Consider the following 21,864-nt stretch of genomic DNA (forward strand, 5'->3'; position numbering starts at 1 on the left):
TGTGTGTCAGTTAATAGATTGCATTACCATTAAGGTTTACTAACTGGAAAAGAGGGTTGAATCTGAGCATCTTTTTGGGGGGGAGTGTGTTCCCCTTCTTTTTGGTTATTCATGAAATGAAACATATAATGATGTTGGGGGGCACTTTTTTTTCTACCACGTTTTATTGCATCATATTTCATTACACTTTCGACAGGTTGATTCGGTTTTTTCGTAAGATCTGCGTTATTTGTCTCTCTATTCGGGATGTCTCTATCATTTTTGAACTTAAACATAAATTTCTTCATATGCATCTTATGTTTCTGTGATTCAGAGGGGATGTGTTTTTCCTTATTCAGTTCAAATATGTTTTCCTCCATACGCTTTTTATGTGCCTTAGGCAGCCAATACGCAGGTACTGGTCTTTTTGTGGGCTCATTATTGTCTTCCACTTTTTTTAAGCACTCTATTTTTCGCTTTTTTAAATTGACTTCAGGATCCCTTTCTTGTGGCTCTGTATCTGCTTTCTGTTGTTCAACACCTACGCTATTTATGTCTAAACCAAGGAAAAAATCGTCTGCATCTTGTGGTTCTTTGTCCGCCTGATGTTGCTCCAAGCCTTCACCATTTATATCTAAACCAAGAAAAAAATCGACTGTTTCTTGCGACTCTTTATCAGCTTCTTGTTGCTTAAGATCTTCGTCATTTATATCTAAATCAAGAAAAAAATCTTCCGATTCTTGTCGCTCTTTATTTGCTTCCTGTTGCTCAAGGTTTTCGCTATTTAAGTCCAAATCAAGAAAAAAATCATCGGTTCGCTGCGATCCTTTGTCCTCTTGTCGTGGCACAAATTCTTCGCTATTAAATTCTAAATCACGTAAAAAATCATCCGCTTGTTGTGACTCTGTTCCATTGCAAGCATCTTCCTGTTGCTTAAGGTCTTGGTCATTTAATTCTATTTCAAGAAAATGCTGGTAGGAATTAGGCATTAAAGCTCCTATTTTTGATTAGAATGGTTATGAATTAATATTTTTGTTGTCCTTATGATTAATATTTATACCTATAGGGCTGGGTCATTTATCCCTTTTTTATGGTTTGCCACCCGTAAAAGAAGGTTGATCCTGCTCTTCTTTCTGAGGCTCGATGAGCTTACCCGTATTTGTATTCAAGTGAAACATAAAACGATGTTGGGGGCCAGTTTTTTGGGGACGCCTTTTTCTTGCCTGCTCTTGATGACTCACGAAAATTATCTTCTCGTCTTTAGCTGGTTGACTTGCCTCTTTCTCAAATCTTTGGTTGTCTTTTTTCAGCTCGAATTTAAATGAATGTTCTGCCCATGGTGGAGTTTCTTTTTTCGCTTTCAAGCAAAGCTGATTATCGGCTGTTTGCTTGAGTTTAAACATGTTTTCAGTCATACGTTTTTTATGATCCACGGGTAGCCAATAACTTTTCTGTTTTAAGGGGGGCTGATTGTTATCTTCTTGATTTTTTGCAAGCTCCCTTTTTCTCTTTTTTAAAGAATCTTCTACCTCTATTTCTTGAGATGCTTTGCGATATTCTTGTTGTTCGTCGCCTACGCTATAGCCTAAATTAAAAAAGCTGGTTGTTTCTTGGGAGTCTTTGCTGTAGAAAGCATCTTCCAGTTGCTTTAGGTCTTCATCATTCAATTCTAATTCAAGAAATGGGGAGCCCATGGTTTGTGGCTTTTTACCATAATACGCATCCTCCAGTTGTTTCAGGTCTTCTTCGTTTAGTTCTAATTTAAGAAAATGCGCGTAGGGGTTAAGCATGAAAGCTCCTATATAAAAAATCTAACATGGTATCAATTGATTTAATTATCGTCAATATGATTATAATAAATCCTCTTCGTACCGGACAAAAAAACCACTGAACTAAACTGTGCCCGTGCCCTTGCCCGGATTTTAATGGGAAGAACTGACCATTTTAATGAGCATAGAGACAATTCGGAATAACAAATCTCTGGCATCACTAAGTTTTTTTGTATCGACCAGGCCTAATTTCAGACCAATATCCAATATAGCAGCACATTCAGTTGCAGATCGCTTAGCTATACGATAGAAGCGATGTTTTTCGTGCCTAGCATATTCTCCTGCGCCTTCAGCAATATTAAGCGCTATTGATGAAGCTGCTCGTTGTAATTGATCTACAAGATAAGCTCGCCCTCTGGGTAGCTCTTCTAAGATTTCATCACTTAAAATGATGAATTCGATAGCCGCTTGATAAACGTCCAAGCGTTCATGATCAAAAGTCTATTTTCCATTTTTTATCCATATGTTGAGGTTGGCGTTTTTTCCATTATTCCATGATGACTGTTGGCTGCTTCAAGATAAAAAAATCTCTAACAATCTTGCCAATATGAACCATAGAAGCGCTGCAATTTAATACAAGATCTCGTATGATATCAAGACCGTATCGAAAATAACTTATCGCTTGACGGCCATGTTTCTTGATTTTGATTGCCTTTTGTTTATTTCCCATTCACCCGTTTTGTAAGCCCAGCAAAAGGCAATAGTCAGCAAAGCCAGTAACTTTTCAATGCAGTCAATCTTGGTGATGTGCGTATCCTCAAAATGAAAACCCTTTGATTTTAAGCATGCAAACAAGCACTCGATTTCCCAGCGTTTTGCGTAGGTCAGGATAGATGCTAGTATCGATTCATCTGTTGCAACAACCAACAACTCTCCATCAGTGAGCCTTAATCGGCTTAAATAAACCTGTGTGGGTCTCCATAACAAAACATCCTTCTCTTCGCAGAAATCCAGATATTTTGGATAGTTCGCTGAGCTTCTTCAAGCGTAAAGTGAATCTCTCCAATCCTTTAAAATCCGGGCAGGGCACGGGCACAGTTTAGTTCAGTGGTTTTTTGTCCGGTACGAAGAAGAAATCCTATGTGATTGGGTAATTTTTTTAAATAAATTAATGCTTAATTAATCATTTGGTGGTATATTTGTACAATATGTTCAAATCGACAAGATTTATCGAGAAGTTAAAAATGTTTTCCAAAAAAGAAATTATTTACATCCCCAAACATACACACATCCCTGCACAAGATAGTCCTCAATGTTACTTTTTTTCCTTTTTACATCTAAGAGCAATGCATAGAATACAAGCGAATGTTTCCTCTTGTGTTAGCGATATTGTTCAGGCATGTAGAAACACCAAGGATGATTTTAGAGAAATTATGTACCAGGTAATGTCCGCTTATGCTGAAGACCTTATTAGGGTTGCGGATGAAATAATTGATGAAGAAGGAGAGGATTATGATGGAGATTGGATTGAAGATTTTTTGGATAAATATGGAGTCGACTTTGCCATGGCAAGATTACTCGATTTATCCGTTACCACATTCGATGACTTAAATATCGATAGGGACATTTTCACAACTACTGAATTAGCTAACATTCTTGAAAATTTTGGTCCAATAGCCATAAGGCTCACACATGGAAATACTTTTCCTCAAGGAAAATTACCTGTAGCTGAAAAGATTAAATCTTCGAATGGATTAATAGAGAGAAACGTTTACAGTGTGGACGGATATCAACAAAATATTCCACACACCATCCTTTTAATTGGTGTTAAAAAGGAACCTAAAAAACAGGTTTATTTTATAGATCCCAATTACCCGCAAATGATTTTATCAATGGAATTTAAATTGTTTAAAAAGCACATGCTTATGGCAGAGTTTGTTCATAATCCCAGCAATACGCTAAAATCAGATGAGGTAATTTTTTCCAAACCAAAACAGACGCTGCGTGAGCATAGCAATCCCGTAGGTTTCAACCCAAAACGTCGTAAAGTAAACCCGTGTAAAGAAGATCTTATGGATGGAGCAAGCACTACAACTCTTTCCGGTGATTATGATGATTTCTATCCAAATCTTCTATCGTCTGGCTTTCTCATGTTCAATAGCGTGCAGTCAGTTTCTCTTGGAGCCCAAGAATTAGGGAGCGCTAAGCTACCGCCTAAAGAGGAAAAGGAAGACAGCATCATTGGTTTCTCTTAAGTATCAATAGGGGAAAAGGGAAACAATTCCTATGTTCTATGAACGTAAGATTCCTTTTTCAAGGCATACTTCTTTGAATTTTTGCTATTAACTGTCGGCAAATAAGATGCTTAGTTCGGTCACAATTTTTTAAAATATTTTTCTTAATTGCTTTTAAATCTTCAGGATCAGTAAGTTCATTGATATGATCAATGACAAATTGACGAAATGCTGCTGTACTTTTATTGCCAGTGAGGTAAGGGCTCGCATAGTTCCATGGCTTAGTTAACAGTTTGGAGACAACATCAATCATTCCTTCTGCAAACTCACCATCATCATACTCAGGATGCTCCTTGATTAGCTTCGATATTTCAACTGCAAGTTTCCATGCTTTTGGCGTATTTTGTGTTTTATTAAGATAGATTTCAGCCTCATCCATTTTAGCCTCTAATAACGTTCCTGTATTTGTTTGAGCGTTTAAAAGCTGCGAGCAACACATTAAGACATATCCCAATATGAATAATATAGTTTTTTTCATTTTAGTAATTTCCCTACTTATGAAACCTTCGTTTCAGTAATGAGTATATAACTCAATATGCCTTTGATTGTTGGTTTTAACTCACTTAGTACCAAAATATTGTGGCTCTTTTCCTTTTACTTTAACGAGCCAAAAAATTATTTCCAGTCTATCATTTAAATAATATTCAGCATTGGAATCAATATCTCATTAAGGAATATTATGAATATCTCAGTACTGACTGCATTTGCCTTTTTAATTGCAACGACGGTGACTTTTGCAGACAACACCACTTACAAAGGCCCTGATAATCCCATTATTCCCGCAGATAATAATAAAATTAGATTAGATCTTTCTCAATGTATCGAAGATACCAATGAGGTGATGAGTGATAATGAAACCCATGATTTAGCGAGAGATCTATGTAAATTACGGGCAGAACATCAAACCGCTCGTAAACAAGTATTAAAAGGATTATCTGAATTAGTCGATCAATATCAAGGAGTGACCAATCATGATCATGATCAGCGATTAGCCAAGACCATTTCATTGATTCAGAACGGAATAAAAATATGCATCGATGCCTTAGCCTCTCAAGAATACTGTCACAATATAGGTTGTGCTACTGAACCAGAAATTGATGCTATCTTTTGTGATAAGCAAGCGATTGCGATTATCAATAGAATTTTAGGACGGGAGTAATATAGAGAGCACAGATAAAAGCCAATAGCTTATGACAATTCGTCCAGCACGTAGGTTAGGCCTTGGCCCAACCTACGCCTATGCGCTGCGCGCTCTATTCTTGCGGAATTATTTTTTGTTTCGTGTGTTTCTCAGAGAATAGGATGGCAAAAAATATCATTAACGCACCGACACAAAATTGAAAAGTTAATTTTTCATGTAAATAAATGGCCGCAGTTATTGTGGCGAATACCGGTTCGAGGGAAAAAATTATGGCTGCTTTGGTTGCACTGATATGTTTTTGAAATTGCAGTTGCAATACAAAAGCAATGATTGATGCAAAAATACTACAAAATAAAATGGATACCCAGACATTCATTTGTTGAGGAATTGCAATTTTATTGGTAAAAAAACTACCAACCCCCACCAAAATACAAACAAAAGCGGCCTGTATGAATGTTAAGGAAAATGATTGATGAATATGAGAAGCTTTTCCAGCACAAATAATATAATTTGCGAAACAAAAGGCACATAGTAATATCCAGATATCACCCTGATTTATCGAGAGTCCATTTGAAAGTGTAATAAATCCGATGCCAATCATTGCTATCAAAGTCGATACAATTAAATAGAGTGATGGCCACTGTTTATTGGATAATGACTCCAAAAGCGCAACTAAAATAACAGAGAACCCAGTAATGAAACTTGCTGTTGATGCCTTGGTGTAGCGTAAGCCAATGGTTTGAAAGACTACAGTACCGGCCAAAAAAATGCCTAATACTATTCCATAAAGAAAAACTTGTTTGTTAAATTTTATTTTTTTCCAAAAAACAATCAATAATAGGATGCTTGCAATTCCAAATCGCCAAAATAAAAAATTAAGCGGGGAAAGTGTTGCCACAGCATCCTTTATAAATGCAAAAGTCATTCCCCAAAATAAGGTGGCGAGCATTATAGCTCCTGTTCCAAGAGCCGATTGATTTTTTTTTATTATTGACACGGACGTCTCCCTGATTATGTCCCTTGGTGGGATCTACCCCAACAAATGGAGTATTTAAATCAAGCCGCGCTGTGATGCAAAAACTCCAAAGAAATTAGATTGAGAATAAACTTACACTCTATATTTGACTCCATTAAGTTTATCGAAAATCATTTTCTGCATAACAAAATTTTAAATCATCTAATTATCCCTCTCAAGTTGCTGAGTGAGGTGTCCAATTTTTCGAGGCAAGATCAACTTTTCATTATTCAGGGTTTTTCATAGATTGACCGCTTTGTTATGATCAATATCTGCAGTTCTCACACAAATTTCTATGGTCTCTCATAAATTTTAATTCGTCGTTTAGATAACGCTAAGTTAATTTTTTTTATTAAGATAAAATCCAAATAGTGCAACTACCGAGGCACATTTTCTCAATGCCAAAATAGTGGCGGACCGTTTTCATGTCATTCGCTTACTTCAACATCAATGTATGATGACCTATCGCGAGCTATCGAGCCAAGTAAAAAGTAATCGGGGCATATTAGCTTTACTGCGTACACGACCTGATAGATTGACTCCTCAAAGAAGGATTAAGCGTGATGCCTTTCTTGAAGGCAATCCGGCTATAAACGCTATATATCAGTTCCAGCAACAGGTGCATTCATTGCTCCTACACAAGTCCATGAATAAAGAATGGTGTAAAAAAATGATTCCGCAGTTTTTAAATATGCTTGATGACCTGAAAAGTAGTCCATTTAAAGCGTTAACAGCTCTCGGAAAAACATTCTGCCAATGGAAAGAAGGATACTACGCATGTGGCGGTTTAGAAAGTCTAATGGTATTACAGAAGGGTTTCATAGAAAAATGAAACTGACACAAAGAAGAGCGTATGGCTTTCGCAACTTTGAAAATTACAGAACTCGTGTTAGGGTGCTGTGCTGTTAAATGTGAGTGCCCCCGTAATTGGGAAAGAGCCTTGTAATTTATTGATTTTATGGGGTCTCATGGTGGCCAGAGGCAGAATCGAACTGCCGACACGAGGATTTTCAGTCCTCTGCTCTACCGACTGAGCTATCTGGCCCCGAGGGTTGCTATTAGACTCCGAGAAGCGTTTTGAGTCAAGTGTTGAATGCATTTTTTTTTAAAAAAAATTGTTTTTTATTCTTAGCCCAATAATTTCTGAATTATTATTTTATGAATTTTTTATAATCATAGTGCTTTTTTTGAATAAATGATTGTTTTTTAAGTATTTAATTTTATCTTTTTGGTCCTAATTAAATCTGATTGGAATTTGATTTTTCTATTGTGCTAAGTTTATATCAACATTTTAGGATGAAGAAGAAAATAGACGATTTTGGGAGGGGAGTGACGTTCTTAATTTTAATTTAATGAGCACATGGAGCCACTGGCTTGAAATAAACGTTCCAGACAGTGGCTACACAATCCAAGCTTGTTTCCGATTTTAGAACAAGAGAAAATATTCGCGCTTTTTTTATTCTCATCACAAGAGCCGTGAGGAATCTATAATACTCCCCTACAGTGGGGTAATCTCTCGCTAGGCTAGAAGTTTTGCCCGGGACTACATTTAATTTATTTAGGTGTATAACCAGCGGGTTTTTCAGAACCCTCACCAAAAAAATATTTTTGCATTTCTTCTTTTAAAAACTCGCGTGCTTTAGCTTCCATTAAATTCAGACGGTATTCATTGATGAGCATGGTTTGGTGGGATAACCACATATTCCAGGCCTGTTTTGATACTTCATTATAAACCCGTTCACCTAATGCACCGGGGAAGGGTGGTTTTAATAAGCCTTCAGCTTCTTGTTTTAATTTACAGCAATATACTATTCTGGTCATGTTTGCCTCTTATTTGCTACATCATAAACGCAGTATAGTGTACGTGTTATTTGGCAATTTTGTACTTAAAATGATTAAATTATTTTTTAGTCCGAACGGTGTTTCGCCTGTGCCAATAAAATATGTTGAGAAAGAATTTGTTCTTGTTCATTGGTTAATCCATTAAATGATACTGCAGTTCGGTAGTTATGTTCGCTTTGATATTGACTATAAACCACAGTGCCTTCAACAATGACAGGTATCATTTTGGGTTTGGTATAGATGACCAATTTTAACAGTGTTTTTTCCTTAATGAGCTCAGGTGTCTTAAATGCCATTCCACCTAGACTAATATTGACCTTGCGTAGCTGAATCGTATTGGTCATAAGCATTTGTCGTGATAAGTAATCTATTTTTGCATTGAGTAGATTAAGATAGTGGGCTATTGTAGGTTCTTTAAGCGCAATAACTTGAGTTAGTTCCGCTAATTCATAATCAATTTCTTGAAAATAATGTGCAGCCTCAAGATATCGTTGCCCATTTTTGCCTAAAAGTTGATCCACAACTGCGCGATCAGGACACAGTTCCCCTGGCTCCATAACTCGGTAGTTAAAATAGATATGATCTTCTACTCGAAAATGTTGACGTCTCTCATGTATAGGCATAATTGCTCCATTAACTTCATTCAGTATATGCAAATAAATTATTAATTGCATAACATTTTTATATGTTCCTCATGTGCCGTGTCCGATGACAATGAAGTCGGTGATGATTTTACTGTCCACACCTCTTCTTCCTTCTCCTGCTTTGTTTCAATGATGAATACATCCTGCTTCAATCCATCTTGTTGCATGCATGATGATGTGAGAAGCTGGCTAAAATAAGGTATTGTAAATACCTCTAATTGACACATTACCTCTTTAGCTTTACTGGAGAGTTCGGCGCTTTCTTTCTGTGCTTGGGTATAATTTGTTGCTGCATTTGCTCTTTGTAGGCATTCATCAAGAAAATTTATAAATTGTTGATCCGTGATTTTATCTTGTTTTATTGCTTGTAATACGACTGCATTAAATTCGGATACTCTATCCAGCTTTAAAGCAGCAGCAAAAGCATTATTTAACTTCACTGGAACTTTTGAAGGAGGTATCAACCGCTGCAATTGTTGCTGTGCATCAAAATAGAATTTTTTGAAGACATGCATGCCGAAGCCTCTATCATGAGCGCTCATAATCAATTGTTTCAATTGTTCTTCCGTTTCAACAATACATTTCAATTGTTCATCAACAGAGACCTTATCATTATTCATTTTCTCACGGTAACTTGTAATCGTGTGCATAATGTAAGTTCGATTTCCTGCATTATAAGCTTCTTTAATTGCTGCCAAATCGAGTGGATCCAAATAGTTTATGGCTGGATCTAAGACTAATTGATGCTCAGGATGGAGTATGTCTTCTCTTAATGCAATCAATTGAGCTTTACTTAGGGTGATCGTTTTTGCTGTGGTGATAGTTATGGACTCACCTCCACCACGCCGTTTAATAAAATCCACCATGACTGAAGAGACTTTGTCGCTAAAGGTGAGTTGTATCAAGTCATTACCCAGATCATCTATTTTTTTAAGTTTATTTTGTTGTCTGTAAGTCCAAGGGTTTTTAAAAGGGCGCCCATCGTCACTATACAATATAGGATTATGTATTAGTTTTTCAAAAATCAAAGCATTTCTTACCATAGGCAAATCGATATCACCTGTTGATTGCGGTAACATATCATCAATTGCTGCGAGACGTTCCATTATCCGAGTGCGCAACGTTTCTGCATCTTTTTCTAAAAGCATGAGATCACTTAACTCGGAAGTTAATTGGCTTTGTTTTTCAGTGCTCAATGGTTTTTTAAATTGTCGTTTAATTCGAGCTGCTTGTTGCTGATGTTGCCATATAACGTGAGTCACATATTGGAGAATTTTATCGTCCATTGCACGTAATTGCATGATGCTTTCAAATTTAGAATGCATGGACGAATCTTCAATGAGGGTACGATTTCTCCCCAAACCATGGCGTGTGTGTTTCTTAAGAAACTCTCCTGGTATAAGACACAAGCGTGAATCAAGGATAAATTTGTGAGTATCCATAAGTGACTGGTCAAAAATAAAAAGTGATTTTGCATTTCTTAATGCCTTATTTTGACAATTTCCACCTATTGCATCGGTATCACTGCATAGGTAAAGCAAGGCAAATGCATCGCCAAAATCATCAATAAAACAGTCCGCTTGTATTCCTTCACCTAAAGATTTGATGGTTGAATAGTGAGTATAAGTTTTTCCTAATAACCATGCGTAAAAAGTTTTTCCTAAAGAAAAACCACTAAGTAACTGTATCTCATCAAAGGGAATAAATAATGCAGGGTGTCCGTTATGAGAAATGGTCGTGGTAGTGGCCGTATCTAATTCCATCAATCGAGAAACATTAAGCGCCATTGCTTCATGTTGAACTTCTTGAATAGCACCATGTTTAGGTAGTTTGATAATGGCTTCCGTACTCAGTTTATATTGTTCTCTCGCAGCCTGATAATCCTTTATACTCAAATCTGGCGCACTCTCACATAGATGGCGTAATTGTTTTTTTACATTATCCAAACTCATTAAGGTGATTTTTTCTGTTACACCACCTATATTCTCTTGTAGTGTACAATAAATAAGCGTGGACCCATTGTCTTGCGGGATACAGATACGCTTTAATTCATTAATATTATTAAGATCGGATAGAATATTTAATCGTTCTTCTATCCTTTCTTTTTCTGAATCATTATGCGGCAACCGTTCTATCTCTTCTTGCAGACGTTGAATCAGTGCTGTGACCTGTATGAAATTGGAGGCGTCAAATGGTGTGGCTTCTGGAAAAGTTTGGGTAAGCGAGTACAGTTTTGTTCTGCTGTTAATTATTAAATCATCTAATTCAGTATCAACTTCTGTGGGTGTATGAGTTGGTCGTTCGTAGTAATTGTCTTTGGGTAATCGAATAATCTCATGAGCATTTTGGGTATAGCGTATGCCTTCTTCTGCTTTTTTGAAGTCGACAGACTTTAATAGAGGAGGTGAGCCCCCTTTCTCAAAGTTAGAAGAATATTTAATGATGCCACAAAATTCTCGCCATTGTTCGGGATCTGATTCTAGGGTTTCCAAGTCAAATAAACCATTTTGATGGAAATCGATATGATCCAACAACTTATCTAGATCAGAATAATGCTCAAGATCGATACTTTGCAGCTCCATTGCAATAGGATTTTCACACTTTTCTTTTAAAAATCTTTTGATAATCCTATTTTTTTGCCCCAACTCCATTAGTTACGTCCTTATAAAACCAAATTATTCCTGATTATAAATATAGACAATTTTTATGCTTTTGGTCAAAAAGAACTTTAAGGATTTCCATAGAATAATCAATGTGAATAGAAAAGAAAATTTTAAAAATACGATTGTTATTAGTTTGTATTCGAAGAAAAAAACAATTTTGAGGAAATGAAGCAGCTCTTCCTTGAGCATTTATCTATTTTTTATTGTACCAAACTTGTAGCTCTATCTATGGTTCGGATGTTTTTCCTTCAGTCAACGGTTCAAAAACATCTTGAATCCGCGGGTGCTGCGTTCTTTGCTCACCTCTAAAGAGGGTGCTTCCAACCCGATGTGCTGATGCACCTCTTTTCTTCGATGAGACAGCTTTGGACAATTTTGCATAATTTGCAAAAAAATGTTGGCTTTCTGCAAGACCCACAGAAGTTTTTTTCTTATGTTGTTGAGGTTTCTCTCGGTGTGGAGAACCCTTTTGAGATTCAGAATGTAATGTTCCATCTGCAGATTTTTGGGAAGCAACGGGTGCTTCTGCTTTCTTAGAACTGTTTTTCTTGACTACCATAGTCTGAAATGAAGAGGACTCCGCTGGGGTTTCTTCATTGCTAATCGTAGGGGATTTTGCGGGTGTGCCTTCTCGATCTTTTTCACCCTCAGGCGCTTCCTCTTCATTTTCATTATCAGCCTCATCGCTCTCGCTGTCCGAGTTCGAGGTATTAAGGGCTCGAATCTCATCTAAATGCGCTTCAAAGTAATCTTTGAAGTTATTTGACTCAGCGATGCCTAGATCATCGAGCTCTTCTGCAGGCAAAAATTCTAATTGAATAAAATGGGTGCGGAATGTTGGATCGTTATAATCGAGAGAAAGCTTTATTTTGTCTACTGGGGTCACTCTGTCCACTCTGAAAAAGCCGAAAGAGAGAAGATGGATTGCTTGTCTCCACCAGCTTGCAGCCCCCCAATCTTCGGTTAATAGAGCATCTTCAATATCCTCAGAAATTCTGGAAAAATATTCTTTCGAATATTTTTGATAACATTTTGTCGCTAATTGTTCGGCGATTCGATTTAAGCGAGGTTCTCTAGGATCTCGTTCTGAAATAGCGGTAAAAATGGCGTCCGCTTGCTCTAAAAATACTTCTTTTTCGAGGTTATCGGCAGCCAAAAGCTTTTTAATCCCTATTAATTCATTTTTAATGCCTAATGTCTCTGAAGATAATGCTATTTCAAGTTTTCTATGAAATACAGCTGGGTTGTTAATCAAGAATAATAGCTGTTGGAATTGATCAATGGAAAGTCTTTTGCCTACTTCAGGACGTGTTAATTCTTCAACAAGAACGGACAAATTGGTTATTGCATGGCCTGGTTTTTGAAAATATGAAAGTGCAGTCCGATGACGCGTTTTTCTTAAATCAGGTAGCTTATCCACTTGCGTCGCAATTAAGAATTCTTTAAGCGCCATACCGAGTTGGTAGGACATCAGTTGTTCCACATTGAGGTGGGTTTTGTACGCAGCAGGAGAGTATGTCTTAGTCTCTTCATTAATACATACAAGATATTCGGGAGGAGCGTAGCGCGGAGAAGCTCGTACTAAGCTGGCAAAAGGATTGGGGGAATTGACAAATGTTTTGCGGTCACTAATTACCAACTTATGATTATGTGCCAAAAAATTACTTAATTTAATATCAGGATGGTAGTAACCTGCTTCTTTGAGTTTAAGACAAAAATCATTAATTTGATTAAAGTGAAATTTTGCTCTTGCGGCGATTGTTTCTTGGGACTCGCCTTTTAGCGATTTTGCGACATGAAGTAAATTTCCCTGGTTAGCATATTGGCTTAATACCACCGGCCTGTATTCTAGTTCCTGCTGGTCTTCACTTTTGAATTGCATCATAAAAAGACCACTATCATTCGCGAAATATTTTGAAACAGGATCAGAGTATAGATCTTGATCACTTAAATCACTTCGGTCTACTACAGATAGAACCAGAGTTTTGTCCCAGCCTCTCATTTCGAGTGTATAGTTGTGGTTATTAACAGCCTCGTCACCTAGAACCTCTGTCTTATAGGCAGAGCTACATGTAACAATTTCACCTTTAATAGCGCTGATTTTCTCTTTGGCCAGTGCTAAAATTCGAGTGTGGTCATCGAGATTTTGTTTCAGTATCATATCGTGTTCAGCTAACAGACTAAGACGCTGGCTTATTGTTACAAATTGTTCTTTAATTTGGGAAAAAGGTTGGTTGCTCTTCAATAATGCATCTCGCTCTTTCATTAACTTATAGAGCTCGGTGTCATCTTGTTCTGGCAGCTCAGCGGCAGCTACAGGGCATTGTGCTGCTACTGCCTTTGCAAATTGAATTCCTTTGTAAAGGAAAGCACCATCAGGATTTATTCCATAAGCCAAGAGATGTGCTTGCCAACTCTCTTCATCAGTGGCTGATAGCCAATGATATTCTCCTTCAGTGATACGTATTGAATTGACTGAGTAATTGATTTTTTGCAGGTAAAATAAACGCTGGACCACATCTTCAGGTGCTATTTTATTAAAGTCATGGATCAGTCTTATTAACTTTCGATATTTCGCGCTTATAGGTTTTACTGTTAATCCCATGGATACTCCATTACAAAAAAATTCAAAAAATATTATCGATTCGTTGAAGGTCGACGATTAATTTTTACTCGGTGCTATTAAAAATTGTGTAAAATTACAGCATAGTACCACTTATCTTTCAAGAATAATAATTGCCCAGAAAGAAAGTAATGGTGTTGTACTACTCATTTTCAGATGTTCACTGTGCAACTTAAATCGCGTGAGCAAATAGGGCTTGGTTTTAGATGATGCAATTCCTATGAAAACCACTATCTTAAGTGATTAGTTTTATGATTTAATATTCATTATTTCCAGCTTAAAAAAAGGTTATCATGACTTTTGTAGTAACAGAAAGTTGTATTAGGTGTAAGTATACTGATTGTGTTGAAGTATGCCCTGTTGATTGCTTTTATGAAGGACCAAATTTTTTGGTGATTCATCCAGATGAGTGTATTGATTGTGCATTGTGTGAACCTGAATGTCCTGTCAGTGCCATTGTTTCTGAGGATGATTTAACTTCAGAACAGCAGCAATTTAAAGAATTAAATGCCGAGCTTGCTAAAAACTGGCCTAATATAACCGCTAAAAAAGATGCCCCACCTGATGCCAAAGATTGGGACGAGGTTAAGGATAAACTTCAATATTTACAGAAAGAGTGGTAGAAATCACTTCACTTGCTGACTCATGCCAGCGAATTCTTAGTGAGAAAGGTCGACTTTCCACGGCTATTGCAGGATTTGTGGCGCGTAAGCCACAATCTGATTTAGCTGTAGCGATTGCTGAAGCAATTGAAGAAAAATCAATTTTGATTGCTGAGGCAGGTACGGGAACAGGCAAAACTTTTGCTTACTTGCTTCCTTGCTTGTTAAGTGGCAAAAAAGCACTGATTTCTACAGCAACTAAAACACTGCAAGATCAACTCTATCAAAAAGATTTACCTACTTTGGTTAGAGCCTTAGGATTATCTGCACGTATACAAAATCTAAAAGGAAGATTCAACTATATTTGCCAATACCGAGTAGAACTGCACTCCGAAGAAGGGCAGTTTCAAAGCCCCCAATGCGCGCATGAAGTGGCTCATGTACGAAGTAAATTATCACAAATGAAAAACGGGGATCGTTCGGAACTACCCGAACTGAGTGAGGATTCACCCGTCTGGCCATATGTTACCTCCACAGTGGATAATTGCTTGGGCGCTGAGTGCCCTAATCACGAAACCTGCTTCTTACTCAAAGCACGTAAACGTGCGCTCGATGCAGATGTGGTGGTGATTAATCACCATCTTTTTTTTGCGGATTCACGCCTAAAAGAAGAGGGGTTTGGCGAGTTATTGCCAGGTGTGGATGTTATTATCTTTGATGAGGCCCATCAACTTGCCGAAATAGCAACTCATTTCAATGGTGAGCGTATTGGAACGCGTCAATTTCGTGATTTATTAGATGATCTGATTAAAGAGTGGCCGGTTATGGATCTGGCAAATCAACCTTTAAAACTCTTAAGCCATAAAGCCGATCAGCTCCTTGATGAATTATTAAATTGTTTACCCGGTGCGGATGAGCGGTTCAGTTGGCATGAAGTAAAGCATAATAAATCCTTTATGGGGGCATGGACTAATTGGTTGACGTTAAAAGATGAAGTGATGAACTGCTTTAGCGAACTGTCGCTTACTGAATTTCCTGGACTGGCGCGGTGCAAAGAGCGATTGGAAGAGTTTGCTCGAATTTTGTCGTTCTTTACTCAGGAAAGTAATAATAAAATACGTTGGCTGGAACGTTTTAGACATACTTTAGTTTTTCACATTACTCCCTACGATGTTGCAGAAACCTTCAGTAGCTTGCTCCTGCGCCAAGAGTGTACTTACGTATTTACTTCGGCAACTTTAACTATTGCAGATTCTTTTGATTGTTTTTGTAAACCACTTGGATTAAATGGGGCGAGAACGTTATTATTGCCCAGTCCTTTTGATTATCGACAACAAGCGTTACTTTATTTGCCTAGAGGATTACCCGATCCAAAAGATTCAGCCTATTATGAGTTATTAGTATCACGAGCCATTCCTTTAATTGACGCTTTAGGAGGCCGCTGTTTTTTTCTGTTTACCAGTCATAAAGCATTAAAACAAGTTGCTCAAATGATGGGCAGTATTTTAAACTACCCCTTATTAATTCAGGGCACGGAGGCAAAACCAATTTTATTGGAGCGTTTTAGACAATTAGGTAATGCTGTTTTATTGGGAACTGCCACTTTTTGGGAAGGAGTGGATGTAAAAGGTGAGGCTCTTTCTTGTGTTATTATTGATAAGTTGCCTTTTTCCAGTCCAGTTGATCCCGTAATTCGTGGTAGAATGGCTTACTTAAAAGAAAAAGGCTTGTCAGGTTTTGATGAACTATCTCTACCAGGGGCAGTAATTGCCCTAAAGCAAGGGGTAGGGCGGTTGATTCGGGATAACACTGATAAAGGGGTTCTAATGATCGCCGATCCTCGTCTAACCAGCAGAGACTATGGTGGACGAATTTTGGCCAGTTTGCCCCAATTACCGAAAACACGCGATGAGCAGAAAGTGCTTACATTTATTAAAGAATTAGAGCTGGATTATGAAACTGCTAGCGATTGATACATCTACAGAAACGGCCAGTGTGGCTTTACTGACCGGAAAAGAATTACTTTGTGAAGAACAAAGTAATCAAAAAACACATGCACAATTTATTTTACCGATGATTGATAAGCTAATGGCCAACGCCAGTTTACAAATGCATCAGCTGGATGGCATAGTATTTGGTCGTGGCCCCGGAAGTTTTACCGGTTTGCGTATAGCATGCAGTATTGCAAAAGGATTGGCTTATGCTCATGATTTGCAGTTGATTCCAGTGAGTAGCTTAGTCGCTATCGCTTGGTCGGTTCGCCAGGAAAAGCAGATGAATCAGCTCCCTGTATTGGCCGTACTGGATGCGCGTATGCAAGAAATGTACTGGGCTTATTTTGCACCAGATCAATGGATAGCAGAGGAGCGTGTTAATCCAGTGCATGAACTCAGTCTTCCTGAGTATCAACCTATAACCCTTGCAGGAGTAGGGGCAGACTTATATTGGGATGCGTTTACCTCGGAAGTTAAATCACAAATTAGTGATAAAATTACAGTGAATCCTTCTGCGGCAGCTATGATTCAATTTGCGCAATTTTTTGGGCAAAAACCCATTTCAGTTGCCCAAGCTCAACCTGTATATGTAAGAAATAAAGTGACTTAGGTTCTTTGGAGAATTTTGTGGATAAAAAACTATTGGAAATATTGGTGTGTCCTTTATGTAAAGGAAAATTATTATTAAAAAAGCAGGAACTCATTTGTAAATTTGATCGATTGGCATTTCCTATCCATGATGATATTCCTGTGATGTTAGAGCATGAAGCTCGAGTTATTTCATTGGAAGAAAAGGATAAGTTGTAATACTAAATGACAGCTATAGAAAAATCTATGTAAGTCATTGTCTTCTTATATAGAGCTCTATGGATATTTATTTCTATTATTAGGAATACAAATTTTCTTTATTTGTCCGATAATAATTCTTTTTGATCTATAATTTACCATAAGTAGTGCGCGTTTAGCATGTTTTGCGAGACCAAAATGGTAGATTTTATAGATAAAAAAAATTTTTTTGGTAAAAAAATGGGGATTCATGCACCAGGTGTTGCTCCTAAGACGAGCGGTACTGTAAAGGGAAAGTGGCTTTGGTATCGTGAGCGTGAAGAAAATAAATCCACTATTTCGCAAGAAAGAGACATAGACAGGCAACAGTATTTAAAGGCAACTGATGTAGAGAAACAACAACGTCTTTATTTGGTCAAAACAGGGGCCATCAGGCTTCAAACTAAAGAAGATTATTCAATTAATAATGTTCGTAATCGAGTAGAAGTTGCTAATTCTGGCCTCTTAAACTTTTTCCTCGGTGACGGGACAGCGGTCAGGAATACGATAGCTTACTCTACATATCATAATGAAAAAAATCCTGATAACTTTCCATCCGGCAATAAATTTTATCTTGATGAAAATGGTTTTGTAAAGGAAGAACTGGCATCTCAATTTGCTGGTCAGTTTGATACCCCCAAAGGAAAAAAAACAGAAGTCTATAATAGGGAGAAATTACAAGAATCAGGTTTTGCTCCATTAAGGAAGGCATTTGTTGTTTGTGGCCTTATGGGGTTTCATGATTTTTTGGGAAATTACGATAATTTTGCTTTTATCAATGGCAAGTTAATGATAACTGATACCGGTGTGGGTAGTGGGAATACAGGTCAGCATAGTTCCTATGTACGAGCTGGGAATACCCATTTTGATAGTAATGTAATAAAGGACTTAGATAGTTTATTCGAAAATAAAAATGCACTTGTTTCGGAGTTTAGAGAGCATTTAACGATTAAGGATGTTCTTGATGGAATTGATGAATTAAAAATTAAATCCAAAGAGGATTTGAAAAAAATTCTTGACGATTCATTTAAACCAATCCCTAACCCTTTTGATAAAAGTGATCCGCGTTATAATTATTTTATGCGTTATAATATGGACCTGCAGCAGCATAAAAAAGGACTTTATCAAGCTTACAGTCAGCGAATTGATAATCTGGTTGAATTTCAAAAAATTTTAAACAAATTTTATCCTAATAATCCTGAAAAATACCATGTTCCTTCCTTTCAAGCCCTGCAAGATATGAGTCAGAAATTACAATATTACCCCCAAAATATTTATGAAATGTATGCTGAGGCTCATGAAAAACTCTTTGCGCTTAATAAGAGAGGTCAACTTTCTCAAGATGAAAGGATATTGCAAGAAACTTTGCAGCGTGTATTACACGAATATGCAGCAAAGGAGGTTGACTCGGAAAAAATAGAAATAATCTGGGAGCAAATATTAGAGCTCGAAGAAAAAATTAATCTCTCTAGAGAGAACCTTCAAAAGTTGGACGATTTTACAGATGAGTTAAAACAGCGCCTTCCTACACAATGGCAAGAGTTTTTAAATACTCCTGTTTCTAATTTGAAAGCAACTGATCCTGCGGCAGCACATATAATGGTTGAGTTAAATGCACAAATTAATCAGATTAGGAGTGCTCTGGAACATAATGAGTGCACGTTTGAAGAAGCGAAATCTTCTCTAGTCGAAGCATTAAAAATAGAACCTCTTCAAGAACGAGTATCCACACTCGAAGAAAAAATAAATCTTACTAGAGGAAACCTTCAAAAATTTGACAATGTAGTTAACGATTTAAAAAAGTCACTGCCTAAAAAATGGCAAGAGATTTTAAATGGTGCTAATCCAGGTTTGAACAAGACTGATCCAGTCGTGCATGCAATGGTCCGATTGAAAGAGCGAATTAATAAGCTTAATAATGATTTAGAGAATAGCAAATGTACATTTGAAGAAGCAAAATCTTCTCTAGCAGAAGCTGTTAAAAAGGTTATTGATGTAGCCAATGTACAACAAGAAAAGACAACATTGGGTAAAACGCGTAAATTATTAGGATTCACAATCCAAATATTTTCAAGTGAAGTATCCACCTTACTGCAAAAATTTTTGGAATCCAAGCATTTTCTAGGTAGAGAGTCTTTTGATAAAAAACAAGGGGTTGATTTACCAAAGATCGAGTCAGCGAGTTCCAAATACAGATTTGCGGTGGACCAAATGAAGCCTCATCCAGCTCCCGATGAAGATGAGCGCACCTCATTTGAACAGCATAAGTAATCTTTTCTCTATTAAGTCCTAGGTTTGGTGATGTATTTTTTACGCCCGTACAGGAAAAATGCAGGAAGCATCATTAAGACGATTCCTATAGAGAAAACCAGACGGAAATGATTGGCACTACCGAAATTCATAAATTCAACGGGTGGAATGAAACCTACAATTAAAGTCATGGTACAGCCACATAAACCCAGAATACAGGTCAGATAGTAGCCTGCTTTTTTCCCTGGTATTGCAAAAGGTCTATGAAGATGAGCATATTTGCTTTTTAATTTCCAAGCGGCAATAAACATCAAAACATACATCATGATGTAGAGTTCGGTGCTTAATGCAGTAAACAACCAATAGATGGCATTGACACTTGGAAACAAGAGAAAGCCACTGCATAAAAGCGTCACCAAAATGGCTTGCGTAATTAAAATTCGTGAGGGCATTCCTCGTTTGTTTAATTGGCACATAAATTTCGGTAAGAAGTTATGATTGGCCGCCATAAGCAAACCTTTAGCTGGCGAAATGATCCAGTTGATCATACTGCCTAAGCTGCCTAAAAGTAATAATGCGATCAGGATAGGTAAGAGCCACTCAAGGTTATATGCATGGAAAAAGTTAGTAAAGGCTTGCAGTACGCCATCAATTAAACTGATTTTTTCTTTGGGTAGAACAAATGCAATCGCTAATGAGCCGAAAATCATGGTTGTTAGGATAAGCAATACTGAAAAAAACATTGCGCGAGGGAAATTGGTTTGTGGGTTTTGCACATTGCGAACGTGTACTGCTGCGAGCTCCATGCCTAAAAATGAAGTCATAATTGCAGTAAGTGATACCCAAGATTGGCTGTCTTTCCAGTGCGGTATCAAATGCTCTAAGCTCATATTAATTGCTATAGGATTTCCTTTAATGACCCAAATTAAGGCAAGAAAAATAATAAAGCCCATGGGCAGTATCATTCCTAGTATGGCACAAAGACCGGCAAAATGTGCTGAAGCGCGTAACCCGGATAATGCAATTAGAGTTAATGACCAAAAAATAACTAGAATTACTGAAATCAGGTAATATTTATTTTGTGCGAGTTCGGGATTGATCAAATAGGCCAAGACACCTGCTATAAAGGATAAAATTGTGGGATACCAGACTAAGGTATTGATCCATTGCAACCAGATGGTAAAAAAAGCAAGATTCTCACCGTAAGCATGCTTCACCCAACTGTAAATTCCGCCTTCCTCATCCGACCACGTTGACGACAATTCTGCTGCTACTAAAGCCACTGGAATTAAGAAAACAATTGCGGAAAAGATAAAGAAAAAAATTAATGAAGAACCGAACAGCGCGGTTCCCGGTAAATTTCTTATACTATCAATTGCACCAGTAATCAGTAAGACTAAGGCCAGGACAGATATTTTTTCAGAGGACCAGTTGTTCATTAATTAAATCGACTTGTTAAAATGCTAGGCATTATATAGGAAGTTGGCAATGGACGTTACTATTTATTTTATCATATGAAATCAATTTTGTTGCTTCTAATTCAAATAATTACGGTGAAATGGGAATTATCTCTTTGGCATTCAATAAGTATTTTATCGTAAGCCTAGAGACAGGTTTTTTATAGGGGTGGAAAAAGTAAAGGATATTTAGTCAATAAAAAACCTGTCAATAATCTTTGAAAATCATAAGTGTTTTGAGTTTTCTATGTTAGGGATTGTTTCATAGGAGTCAGATTTTTTAATTTGTTTGAGTTTATTAAAAAACGAATTATTTTTATTCACCTGACTTTGAGACTCAAAATCCCTTTTCAAACACTTCAAGAAATTATCAAATTCGAGAAAAATTTCTATTCTTAATTGATAATCATTTTCTTTATAATCGCTATTTGTTTTATAAAATACTACCGCTTCATTACTCAGAGCGGTTATTTCTTTTTGTAACTCAGTTTTTGATTTACAAAAGCTACTGAGTTTCATTGCGTGCTCGGTGAGTTCAACAAACTTTTCTTTATATGTTTCAATTTTCATATTAAATCCTTTTTAAATTAGAGAGTTACTCCTCAGGGCATAAAGGAAAAGCAAAAAACATGCCGGCTCGTTGGATTGAGTTTTTCATCTCACGCTATCTCGAGGGCAGTGAGGGCTCCTCATTTGAATAGACAGTGTATTTGATGGGAGAATCTCTTGTGAGGGGATAGTGGCCCTCGGTCACATTGCACTAACT

At 37.1% G+C, this 21,864-nt stretch carries 18 protein-coding genes, 1 tRNA gene and 2 pseudogenes; 8 read left to right on the top strand and 13 right to left on the bottom strand.

Annotated features, from left to right (window positions below; all coding sequences use genetic code 11):
• Window positions 1-29: 29 nt before the first annotated feature.
• From ACF8MK_RS12145 to ACF8MK_RS12160, 4 genes and pseudogenes are all read right to left on the bottom strand, one after another.
• Window positions 30-968 carry a hypothetical protein gene (locus ACF8MK_RS12145; protein WP_392536883.1) on the bottom strand — a complete coding sequence of 313 codons (939 nt, stop codon included), beginning with the start codon at window positions 966-968 and terminating at the stop codon, window positions 30-32.
• Between the two features lie 99 nt (window positions 969-1,067).
• Entirely contained in the window at window positions 1,068-1,769 is a 702-nt protein-coding gene (locus ACF8MK_RS12150) for a hypothetical protein (protein WP_392536884.1), read from the bottom strand.
• Between the two features lie 132 nt (window positions 1,770-1,901).
• Complete coding sequence (locus ACF8MK_RS12155; RefSeq protein WP_392536885.1) at window positions 1,902-2,231, bottom strand: four helix bundle protein; 330 nt, start codon at window positions 2,229-2,231, stop codon at window positions 1,902-1,904.
• 145 nt (window positions 2,232-2,376) lie between these two features.
• Window positions 2,377-2,732 (bottom strand): annotated as a pseudogene (locus ACF8MK_RS12160) (transposase); the annotation flags it as partial.
• Window positions 2,733-2,992: 260 nt separating this feature from the next.
• Here ACF8MK_RS12160 and ACF8MK_RS12165 point away from each other — a divergent pair.
• Window positions 2,993-4,003, top strand: a complete 1,011-nt coding sequence (locus ACF8MK_RS12165) for a hypothetical protein (protein WP_392536886.1) — start codon at window positions 2,993-2,995, stop codon at window positions 4,001-4,003.
• Between the two features lie 58 nt (window positions 4,004-4,061).
• Here ACF8MK_RS12165 and ACF8MK_RS12170 read toward each other — a convergent pair whose 3' ends face one another.
• Window positions 4,062-4,520 (bottom strand): hypothetical protein, encoded by a 459-nt coding sequence (locus ACF8MK_RS12170; RefSeq protein WP_392536887.1) that lies wholly within the window; start codon window positions 4,518-4,520, stop codon window positions 4,062-4,064.
• Window positions 4,521-4,721: 201 nt separating this feature from the next.
• Here ACF8MK_RS12170 and ACF8MK_RS12175 point away from each other — a divergent pair, with 201 nt between their 5' ends.
• Window positions 4,722-5,201, top strand: a complete 480-nt coding sequence (locus tag ACF8MK_RS12175; protein ID WP_392536888.1) for a hypothetical protein — start codon at window positions 4,722-4,724, stop codon at window positions 5,199-5,201.
• A gap of 94 nt (window positions 5,202-5,295) precedes the next feature.
• Here the strand turns inward: ACF8MK_RS12175 and ACF8MK_RS12180 are convergent, their stop codons facing one another.
• Window positions 5,296-6,180: a DMT family transporter gene (locus ACF8MK_RS12180; RefSeq protein WP_392536889.1), complete on the bottom strand. Its 885-nt coding sequence runs from the start codon at window positions 6,178-6,180 to the stop codon at window positions 5,296-5,298.
• 427 nt (window positions 6,181-6,607) lie between these two features.
• Here ACF8MK_RS12180 and ACF8MK_RS12185 point away from each other — a divergent pair.
• Window positions 6,608-7,107: pseudogene (locus ACF8MK_RS12185) on the top strand (transposase).
• A gap of 60 nt (window positions 7,108-7,167) precedes the next feature.
• On the opposite strand, the gene ACF8MK_RS12190 reads toward ACF8MK_RS12185, so the two are convergent.
• The 5 genes from ACF8MK_RS12190 to legK7 form a co-directional block, all read right to left on the bottom strand.
• A tRNA-Phe gene (locus ACF8MK_RS12190) sits at window positions 7,168-7,243 on the bottom strand.
• Between the two features lie 509 nt (window positions 7,244-7,752).
• Entirely contained in the window at window positions 7,753-8,019 is a 267-nt protein-coding gene (locus ACF8MK_RS12195; RefSeq protein ID WP_392536890.1) for an oxidative damage protection protein, read from the bottom strand.
• Between the two features lie 86 nt (window positions 8,020-8,105).
• Window positions 8,106-8,663: a PilZ domain-containing protein gene (locus tag ACF8MK_RS12200; protein WP_028380206.1), complete on the bottom strand. Its 558-nt coding sequence runs from the start codon at window positions 8,661-8,663 to the stop codon at window positions 8,106-8,108.
• Window positions 8,664-8,704: 41 nt separating this feature from the next.
• Entirely contained in the window at window positions 8,705-11,335 is a 2,631-nt protein-coding gene (locus tag ACF8MK_RS12205; protein ID WP_392536891.1) for a hypothetical protein, read from the bottom strand.
• Between the two features lie 238 nt (window positions 11,336-11,573).
• Window positions 11,574-13,952 (bottom strand): LegK7 family Dot/Icm T4SS effector kinase, encoded by a 2,379-nt coding sequence (gene legK7 / locus ACF8MK_RS12210; RefSeq protein ID WP_392536892.1) that lies wholly within the window; start codon window positions 13,950-13,952, stop codon window positions 11,574-11,576.
• Between the two features lie 311 nt (window positions 13,953-14,263).
• Here legK7 and fdxA point away from each other — a divergent pair, with 311 nt between their 5' ends.
• The 5 genes from fdxA (at window position 14,264) to ACF8MK_RS12235 (ending at window position 19,662) form a co-directional block, all read left to right on the top strand.
• The gene (fdxA, locus tag ACF8MK_RS12215; protein WP_392536893.1) at window positions 14,264-14,593 is read left to right on the top strand and encodes a ferredoxin FdxA; all 330 of its coding nucleotides are present in this window, start codon (window positions 14,264-14,266) and stop codon (window positions 14,591-14,593) included.
• A complete protein-coding gene (locus tag ACF8MK_RS12220) occupies window positions 14,587-16,545 on the top strand; it encodes an ATP-dependent DNA helicase (RefSeq protein WP_392536894.1) in 1,959 nt (652 codons plus the stop codon). Before fdxA ends, ACF8MK_RS12220 begins: the two co-directional genes overlap by 7 nt.
• Window positions 16,526-17,176 carry a tRNA (adenosine(37)-N6)-threonylcarbamoyltransferase complex dimerization subunit type 1 TsaB gene (gene tsaB, locus ACF8MK_RS12225; protein ID WP_392536895.1) on the top strand — a complete coding sequence of 217 codons (651 nt, stop codon included), beginning with the start codon at window positions 16,526-16,528 and terminating at the stop codon, window positions 17,174-17,176. The genes ACF8MK_RS12220 and tsaB overlap by 20 nt, the downstream gene beginning before the upstream one ends.
• Before the next feature lie 17 nt (window positions 17,177-17,193).
• Window positions 17,194-17,373, top strand: coding sequence for a Trm112 family protein (locus ACF8MK_RS12230; protein ID WP_058477350.1), 180 nt, complete (start codon window positions 17,194-17,196; stop codon window positions 17,371-17,373).
• A gap of 177 nt (window positions 17,374-17,550) precedes the next feature.
• Complete coding sequence (locus ACF8MK_RS12235; RefSeq protein WP_392536896.1) at window positions 17,551-19,662, top strand: hypothetical protein; 2,112 nt, start codon at window positions 17,551-17,553, stop codon at window positions 19,660-19,662.
• Between the two features lie 11 nt (window positions 19,663-19,673).
• On the opposite strand, the gene ACF8MK_RS12240 is transcribed toward ACF8MK_RS12235, so the two are convergent.
• Together ACF8MK_RS12240 and ACF8MK_RS12245 are read right to left on the bottom strand one after the other, a co-directional pair.
• Window positions 19,674-21,080, bottom strand: coding sequence for an APC family permease (locus ACF8MK_RS12240; RefSeq protein ID WP_392536897.1), 1,407 nt, complete (start codon window positions 21,078-21,080; stop codon window positions 19,674-19,676).
• A 243-nt stretch (window positions 21,081-21,323) separates the two neighbouring features.
• On the bottom strand, window positions 21,324-21,668 hold the full coding sequence (locus ACF8MK_RS12245) for a hypothetical protein (protein ID WP_392536898.1): 345 nt from the start codon (window positions 21,666-21,668) through the stop codon (window positions 21,324-21,326).
• Window positions 21,669-21,864 lie beyond the last annotated feature (196 nt).

The sequence above is a fragment of the Legionella sp. 227 genome, from assembly GCF_043161935.1.
GTDB classification, from domain to species: domain Bacteria; phylum Pseudomonadota; class Gammaproteobacteria; order Legionellales; family Legionellaceae; genus Legionella; species Legionella sheltonii.